Source organism: Streptomyces sp. NPDC004788 (genome assembly GCF_053601115.1).
Window position 1 is genome coordinate 1 of sequence record NZ_JBSGBF010000169.1, and the last position, 7,485, is coordinate 7,485.

The 7,485-nt window shown below is 73.9% G+C and carries 7 protein-coding genes; 2 read left to right on the top strand and 5 right to left on the bottom strand.

Annotated elements, in window-relative coordinates:
• Nucleotides 1-136 precede the first annotated feature (136 nt).
• A complete protein-coding gene (pdxR, locus tag ACWEJX_RS36830; protein WP_451611768.1) occupies nucleotides 137-1,549 on the bottom strand; it encodes a MocR-like pyridoxine biosynthesis transcription factor PdxR in 1,413 nt (470 codons plus the stop codon).
• A gap of 47 nt (nucleotides 1,550-1,596) precedes the next feature.
• On the opposite strand from pdxR, the gene ACWEJX_RS36835 reads away from it, so the two are divergent.
• Nucleotides 1,597-2,136 carry a carboxymuconolactone decarboxylase family protein gene (locus ACWEJX_RS36835; RefSeq protein WP_451611769.1) on the top strand — a complete coding sequence of 180 codons (540 nt, stop codon included), beginning with the start codon at nucleotides 1,597-1,599 and terminating at the stop codon, nucleotides 2,134-2,136.
• Complete coding sequence (locus ACWEJX_RS36840) at nucleotides 2,133-2,885, top strand: isocitrate lyase/PEP mutase family protein (RefSeq protein ID WP_451611770.1); 753 nt, start codon at nucleotides 2,133-2,135, stop codon at nucleotides 2,883-2,885. Before ACWEJX_RS36835 ends, ACWEJX_RS36840 begins: the two co-directional genes overlap by 4 nt.
• Here ACWEJX_RS36840 and ACWEJX_RS36845 read toward each other — a convergent pair.
• The 4 genes from ACWEJX_RS36845 to ACWEJX_RS36860 form a co-directional block, all read right to left on the bottom strand.
• Nucleotides 2,869-3,831, bottom strand: a complete 963-nt coding sequence (locus tag ACWEJX_RS36845; protein ID WP_451611771.1) for a serine/arginine repetitive matrix protein 2 — start codon at nucleotides 3,829-3,831, stop codon at nucleotides 2,869-2,871. The two genes, ACWEJX_RS36840 and ACWEJX_RS36845, sit on opposite strands and share 17 nt — an antisense overlap.
• 1 nt (nucleotide 3,832) lies before the next feature.
• Entirely contained in the window at nucleotides 3,833-4,210 is a 378-nt protein-coding gene (locus ACWEJX_RS36850) for a hypothetical protein (protein ID WP_451611772.1), read from the bottom strand.
• Complete coding sequence (locus ACWEJX_RS36855; RefSeq protein WP_451611773.1) at nucleotides 4,203-5,960, bottom strand: hypothetical protein; 1,758 nt, start codon at nucleotides 5,958-5,960, stop codon at nucleotides 4,203-4,205. Before ACWEJX_RS36855 ends, ACWEJX_RS36850 begins: the two co-directional genes overlap by 8 nt.
• A 151-nt stretch (nucleotides 5,961-6,111) precedes the next feature.
• Nucleotides 6,112-7,101, bottom strand: coding sequence for a malate dehydrogenase (locus ACWEJX_RS36860; protein ID WP_451611774.1), 990 nt, complete (start codon nucleotides 7,099-7,101; stop codon nucleotides 6,112-6,114).
• Between the last annotated feature and the right edge of the window lie 384 nt (nucleotides 7,102-7,485).

The following is a 7,485-nucleotide window of genomic DNA, read 5'->3' on the forward strand; positions in this document are numbered from 1 at the left end:
AGGCACGGGCACGGGCACGGGCGTACCCCGGCGCGCGTGCGGGCCCGGCGCGCGTGCGGGCCCGGCGCGCGTGCGGGCCCGGCGCGCGTGCGGGCCGCAGGTCCCGGTGTTCGCGCTCGGCCTCCGCGTCAAGCCGCTACGGCAGCACCCTGCACAGCGCCTCCAGCGCGCCCGTCCAGGCGCTGTCCGTCGGGGTTCCGTAGCCCACCACCAGCGCGTCCTTCGTCACCGGGGTGTCCGGGTGGCGGAAGCGGTTGATGCCCATGACGGCGAGGCCCTGGAAGGCGGCGGAGCTGACGGTGGCGGCCTCGGTGCCCTCGGGGAGTTCGAGGACGGCGTGCAGCCCGGCGGCGATGCCGCTCACCCGGGTGCCGGGCGAGGCCGCGGCGACGGCGGCCACCAGCTGGTCGCGGCGGCGCCGGTAGCGCAGCCGCATGGCCCGGACGTGCCGGTCGTACGCGCCCGAGCCGAGGAACTCCGCGAAGGTCAGCTGGTCGGTCGCGGACGACGCCCACTCGACCCCGCCCTTCGCCGCCACCACCTCCTCCACCAGGTGCTCCGGCAGCACCATCCACGCCAGCCGCAGGCCCGGCGCGAGCGACTTGCTGGCCGTGCCGAGGTAGACCACGCGCTCCGGGTCGAGGCCCTGGAGCGCGCCGACGGGCTGCCGGTCGTAGCGGAACTCCCCGTCGTAGTCGTCCTCCAGGATCAGCCCGCCGGTGGCCCGCGCCCAGTCGACCGCCGCCGCCCGCCGGTCGGGGTGGAGCGCGCCGCCCATGGGGAACTGGTGGGCCGGGGTCATCAGGACCGCCCCGGCACCGCCCATCGCCGCCAACTCCTCGGTCCGGGTGCCCCGTTCGTCGAAGGGCAGGGCCGGAATCCGCAGCCCTTCGCGGGTCAGCAGGTTCCAGTGGACGTCGAGCCCGTACGACTCGACGGCCACCTTCCGCACCCCGCGGTCCCGCAGCACCCGCCCCATCAGCATCAGCCCGTGCACGAACCCCGAGCAGACCACGATCCGTTCGGGCCGCGCGTACACGCCCCGGGCCCGCGCCAGGTACTCGGCGAGTACGGTGCGCAGTTCGACGCGGCCGCGCGGATCGCCGTAGCCGAACGCCTCGTTGGGCGCGGCCATCAGCGCCTTGCGGGCTGCCTTGAGCCAGTCGGCGCGCGGGAAGGTGGCCAGGTCGGGAGTGCCGGCCAGCAGGTTGTACGTGGGCGTCCCGGCCGCCCTGCGCGAGGCGACGGGAGCCGCCGTACGGCTCCGCTCCGTGCGCCGCGGTGCGGAGCGCGGGGCCACCCGGGTGCCGGAGCCCTGCCGGGCGGTGAGCCACCCCTCGGCGACCAGCTCCGCGTACGCGTCGGCGACGGTGTTCCGCGCCACGCCCAGGTCGGCGGCGAGCGAACGCGAGGACGGCAGCCGCGTCCCCGCCGCCAGCCGCCCGCTGCGCACCGCCTCCCGCAGCGCGTCCATCAGCCCGTGGCGCAGCCCCTGTCCAGCGAGGTCCAGATGCAGGTCGGCGCCGAAAGTGGCCCACTCGTTTGCCATGGAAATGGACCATACCCGGGCACCATCGGAACCGTACGGTGATCGTCATGACGACCACCGTGAACGGCACCCCGCAGAACCCGCAGAACCCGCAGACCCCCGGGACCGGCTACGCGCACGAGCACCCCGCCCGCATCGCCTTCGCCGAGCTGCACCCCGACTTCTACAAGGCCATGGTCGGCTTGGAGATCGCCGCGTCGAAGCACGTCGACCCGGTCCTCTACGAGCTGATCAAGCTGCGCGCCTCGCAGATCAACAACTGCGCCTACTGCCTCGACATGCACACCAAGGACGCCCTGGCGGCCGGCGAGTCCGTGCAGCGGATCGTCCAGCTGTCCGCCTGGCGCGAGTCGCGGCACTTCTACACCGAGCGCGAGGCGGCCGCCCTGGCGCTGACCGAGGCCGTCACCGTCGTCACCGACGGCTTCGTGCCGGACGAGGTGTTCGCGGAGGCCGCCGAGCACTTCGACGAGGCGGAGCTCGCGCACGTCATCGGCGCGATCACGGTCATCAACTCGTGGAACCGGATCGCCGTCTCCACCCGCATGGTCCCGGGCCACTACACCGCCGGGATGTTCAAGCGGTGACCGCCGACGTCCTGCGGGCCCTGCACCACGACCGGCCCGCCGACCGCCCGCTGGTACTGCCGGGCCCTTGGGACGCCGCCTCCGCCCGCGTCTTCGCGGAGGCCGGCTTCCCGGCCCTGGCCACGCCCAGCGCGGGCATCGCCGCCGCGCTCGGGTACGAGGACGGGGACACGCCGGCCGACGAGATGTTCGCGGCCGTCGCCCGGATCGTCCGGTCCGTCTCCGTACCGGTCACCGCCGACGTCGAGGACGGCTACGGCCTCGCGCCGGAGGAACTGGTCGCGCGGGTCCTGGAGACCGGCGCGGTCGGCGTGAACCTGGAGGACTCCGACCGTACGGGGGTCGGTCGGGGCCGCCCGCTCCGCGACCCGCACGAGCAGGCCGAACGGCTCGCGGCGGTACGGGCGGCGGCCGGGCCCGCGCTCTTCGTGAACGCGCGCGTGGACACGTACCTGCACGGCGGGACCGTCGCCGAGGCCGCCGAGCGCGCCCGCCTCTACACGGCGGCGGGCGCGGACTGCGTCTTCCCGATCCTGGCCCCGGCCGCGGACCTGCCCGCGCTGCGGGCGGCCGGTGTCGCCGGACCGCTCAACTTCCTGCGCCGGCCCGACGATCCGTCCTTCACCGAGCTCGGTCTGCTCGGCGCGACCCGGATCACCTTCGGTCCCGGGCTGCTCCGGCGCACCCTCGCGGGTGTCGGCGAGCTCGCGCAGCACCTGCTGAAGGACTCGGTCACGGGCCCGGCTTGAAGAACCTGAGGGCCGTGTCGATGGTCTCCCGCTGCTTGGGCCACTCCGTCTCCGGCCCGGCGGCGAGGACCGCGTACTGCCTGCCGTCACTGCCGGTGAAGGCCCGGTCGACGACTTTCCGGCGGCCCTCCGTCCGGTCGTACGAGTACACCAGCTCGGCCTCCTTCCCGTCCGTCCCGGTCCGGTCGAGGCCGACCTCCTGGTAGCCGGGGTTCTTCTCGGCCAGGTCCCGGGAGGTCTGCTGGAGCGCCTCGTACGGGGTCAGGCCCGGCTCGTCGATCGTGAAGACCTGCACCAGGCTCGCGCCGTCGGGCGCGTTGTAGAACACGCTCGCCCCGGACGTGGTGCGGTTCCAGCCCTCGGGCACGGCGATCGTGAACCCGGCGTCGTCCTCGACGAGCCGGAAGCCGGCGGGCGGCGCGCCCTCCGACGGCGACGCGGGCGCGGACGCGGATTCGGACGCAGACGGCTCATCCGACCCGGTGGACGGCGCCTCCGACACGGTCACGCTGGGCGCGGCCGTCGGCCCCTGCCCCGTACCGCCGCTTCCGCCGTCCCGCCCCCACAGGAACCACCCCCCGACGCCCCCGGCGACAAGGACCGCCACTACGGCGCCGGCCACGAGCACGTTGCGCGAGGGCCCGGACCGGGGCGCCGACGCGTCCGCGGGCACCGCTCCGGGGAGGTACGACGGCGGCGGGGGCGGCGGCACGACGGGACCGTACGCGGGTGCGGGGCCGGGCCCGGGGCCGTAGGCGGGTGCGGGGCCGGGCCCGGGACCGTACGCAGGTGCGGCGCCGGGGCCTGAGCCGTAACCGGGTGCGGGGTCAGGCGCGGCCGGAGGCGGGGCCTTCGGCGGCTCCGGTGTCGTCGGTGTCGTCGGGGCGTCCGTCTCCCAGCTCTGCGACTCGTCGTTCCACCACGCCCCGCCCCCGCGCGTGCTCATCTCAGCCTCCGACCAGCGCGGCGACGGCCTGGGCGACGGCCGCGCCCGAGGCGAGGAGGCCGGTGAGGGCGTCGGCGTCCGCGAGGGCCTGGCGGAGGCGGGCGAGGCGGCCGGGGCCGGCGGCGCCGGTGCCCTCGATCTCGTCCTCCGCGTCGGAGAGTTCGGCGTCGAGCGCGGCGGTCCGCTCCGAGGCGACGACGCGGGTCAGGTCCGCGCGGAGCTCGCGGATCGCCCGGAGCAGCTCCTCCTGCTGCGGGTCGCGCGCGGGCTCGGCGCCCTGCACCGTGTACGACACGGTGTTGTGGTCGCCGATGGTGACGTTGCCGCCGGTGTTGGTGACGTTGATGCCGCGGGGCACGGCGTTGTCGTTGTCAGCCACGGTCGCCTCCGGTCTTCGTGGTGGTGCCGGTGTTGAAGGTCTTGCTGGTGACGGTGTTGTGGTCGCCGATCGTGACGTTCCCCTTCGTGTTCTCGATGAACGTCCCGCCCTCCGCGACGTGCACGATCTTCTGCTCGAACTCGGCGGTCTCGTACCCCGCCTCGCGCAGCGCCACGGTCACGCCGCCCGCCACCCGGTCCTGGATGCTCTTCAGGTAGCGGCTGATGTCCATCTCCTGGAAGAGCGAGGCGTCGTCGTCGGAGCCCAGCTCGCGCACGGAGTACAGCGGCCCCTCGGCCAGCGCGCCCGCGTGCCCGCCGGTGGCGATGCGCCACACCTGGCCGAGGGCCCGCCACAGCGTGACCAGGGCCTGCCCGGCGGAGCGCGGAGTCTGGCCGAGGGCCCAGACGGCCTTGCCGAAGTAGTGGTTGTGCCGGTAGCGGTGGGCGATCCGGTCCGCGTAGCGGTACCACTGGTCGACCGGGCGCAGCACGTGCGGGGCGACCTCCAGCATCAGCATGCCGCCCTGGGTGTGGACGCGGACGAAGACGGTGGTGACGATCTCCTCGCCCCAGCCGCCGACGCGGATCCGCAGGAAATGGCGGCGGGGCTCGCCGCCCTCCTCGATCGCGCCGGAGCGGTGCAGCTCGAAGCCCTCGGGGGTGTACGGGGCGGCGGCGCGGCTCGGCAGGCCGTCGACCGGCAGGAAGACGACCTCGTCGATCTCCAGGTGGCGCAGCCGGTCGCGCACGGCGGCCTGGATCTCCGGGGAGCCGTGCGGCGAGGGCACCCGGAGGGCCTCCAGGAGCGGGACGATGTGCCGCATGATCGCGCTGTTGTCGAGCGGCTCGGGCGCGCCGCCCTCCAGGTTCTTGCGGGGGCGCAGCTCGACGGAGAGCGACCAGGGCTCGTACGGCTCGCCGGCGCCGCAGAACGGGATCTCGGAGCGGTACATGACGAGCCGGGAGTGCTGCTCGATACGGATCCGGTCGCGCAGGCGGCGGAACCGGGCCCCCTGGGCCTGCTCGGCGGGGTCGCCGGCGAGGTCGGCGAAGCGCTTGGGGTGCAGCTCCTGCGTCAGCGCGCGGGCGAACTGGCCGCGCTGCACGGCCACCGCCCAGGCGATCAGGAGCGGCACGGCGATGGTGATCCAGACTTCCAGCCTGCCGATCCCCCACAGCTCCTCGGCGGCGCCGGCGGCGGCGAGGGCGAAGGCGCCGCTCGTGTCGTCGAGGCCGCTGAGGAACTCCCAGCGGGTCTCCTCGCCGGCGAAGGCGAGGACGAGGAGGAGCGCCGCGGACTGGACGAAGCTCAGCCGTCCGTACCAGCGCAGGAGGAAGGCGGGGACGGTGCGGTAGTACGGCGCGTTCGCGGCGCGGCCGCGGATCCAGCGGGCGATGCCGAGCAGGACGTAGGGCAGGGCCAGGAGCAGCGCGAGGCCCTTGGTGAGCGGGAAGGCGACGATCCAGAGCGCGAGGATCGCGGCGGACCAGGCGAGTTCGATCCGGCGGGCGCGCAGGGCGTGGGCGAGGACGCGGGCGGCGTCGATGCCGAGCGAGGGGGCGGTGACGCGCTCCTCGTGGATGTAGAGCTGCTCGATGACGGCGTCGCGGTAGGCGTCGTCGAGGTACGTCCCCGCGCAGAGTAACCGGGTGGCCTCGCTGGCGCTCGGGTTGCCGCGCGGGTCGACGGCGGCGGGGCCGTGGGACGGCGGCGGACCTGGCTGGTGAGGTACGAACGACTGCGCCATTGTTCCCCCGGGATCCCGAACTGTCCGAATACTCCGCCGAGTTGGCGGCAACCGAGGAGCCAGCATAGAACGCACGGCGCCCCCGGCCGAATGGGCCGGGGGCGCCGGGTGACGCTATGTCAGCGTCATGTCAGCACGAGGACTGCGAGGCTCAGATGAGGCCGAGCTCGCGGACCGCGTCGCGCTCCTCGACGAGCTCGTTGACCGAGGCGTCGATGCGGGCGCGGGAGAAGTCGTTGATCTCCAGGCCCTGGACGATCTCGTACTTGCCGTCCTTGCAGGTGACCGGGAAGGAGGAGATCAGGCCCTCCGGGACGCCGTAGGAGCCGTCGGACGGGACGCCCATGGAGGTCCAGTCGCCCTCGGCGGTGCCGTTGACCCACGTGTAGACGTGGTCGATGGCGGCGTTGGCCGCGGAGGCGGCGGAGGACGCGCCACGGGCGTCGATGATCGCGGCGCCGCGCTTGGCGACGGTCGGGATGAAGGTGTCGGCCAGCCACGCCTGGTCGTTGACGACCTCGGCCGCGTTCTTGCCGGCGATCTCCGCGTGGAAGATGTCCGGGTACTGGGTCGCGGAGTGGTTGCCCCAGATGGTGAGGCGCTTGATGTCCGTGACCGAGGTGCCGGTCTTCTGGGCCAGCTGCGTCAGCGCGCGGTTGTGGTCCAGGCGGGTCATCGCGGTGAAGCGCTCGGCCGGGACGCCCTTGGCGGCCGACTGGGCGATCAGGGCGTTGGTGTTGGCCGGGTTGCCGACGACCAGGACCTTGATGTCGTCCGCGGCGTGCGCGGCGATGGCCTCGCCCTGCGGCTTGAAGATGCCGCCGTTGGCGGCGAGCAGGTCACCGCGCTCCATGCCCGGGCCGCGCGGGCGGGCGCCGACGAGCAGGCCGATGTTGGCGCCCTCGAAGCCCTTGTTCGGGTCGTCGAAGATGTCGATGCCCTTGAGCAGCGGGAAGGCGCAGTCGTCGAGCTCCATGGCGGTGCCCTCGGCGGCCTTCACGCCCTGCGGGATCTCCAGGAGGCGCAGCTTGACCGGCACGTCCGCGCCGAGCAGGTGGCCGGAGGCGATGCGGAAGAGCAGCGCGTAGCCGATCTGGCCGGCCGCGCCGGTCACGGTGACATTCACGGGAGTGCGGGTCATGGCGATCTCCAGAAGACAGCTGGCGGGCGGGGGTCCCTTACCCCTGATGCTGGACGTCTCCCCCTGATCGATCGATGTCTCGACGTGAAGAGATATCCAGCGATCAGGCTATCGGACCCGGGCCCCTGTGCACCCCCACCCCCTTGTGGTGCGGCTCACTGCCACCCGGCCCACTCCAGTAACGGGCCAAGTAGCGGAATGGTCACTTCCGTCACCTCCGTGCCACAAGGGCCCGGCGGACCTTGATCCACCATTGGCACGTACATGACCCTGGAACACGGCGGCGCCCGTCCTCCCACGGGGGGGCGGGACGGCGGCGGGGGCGCCCCCGCCGCCGCCCCCCCCGCGGGCCCCCCCCGCGCCCCCCCCGCGCCCCCCGCCGGA

Excerpts from the sequence above, each read along its gene's own strand:
- pdxR (WP_451611768.1), bottom strand. The coding sequence starts at position 1,549 with ATGGCAAACGAGTGGGCCACTTTCGGCGCCGACCTGCATCTGGACCTC.
- ACWEJX_RS36860 (WP_451611774.1), bottom strand. The coding sequence starts at position 7,101 with ATGACCCGCACTCCCGTGAATGTCACCGTGACCGGCGCGGCCGGCCAG.
- ACWEJX_RS36845 (WP_451611771.1), bottom strand. The coding sequence starts at position 3,831 with ATGAGCACGCGCGGGGGCGGGGCGTGGTGGAACGACGAGTCGCAGAGC.
- ACWEJX_RS36855 (WP_451611773.1), bottom strand. The coding sequence starts at position 5,960 with ATGGCGCAGTCGTTCGTACCTCACCAGCCAGGTCCGCCGCCGTCCCAC.
- ACWEJX_RS36835 (WP_451611769.1), top strand. The coding sequence starts at position 1,597 with ATGACGACCACCGTGAACGGCACCCCGCAGAACCCGCAGAACCCGCAG.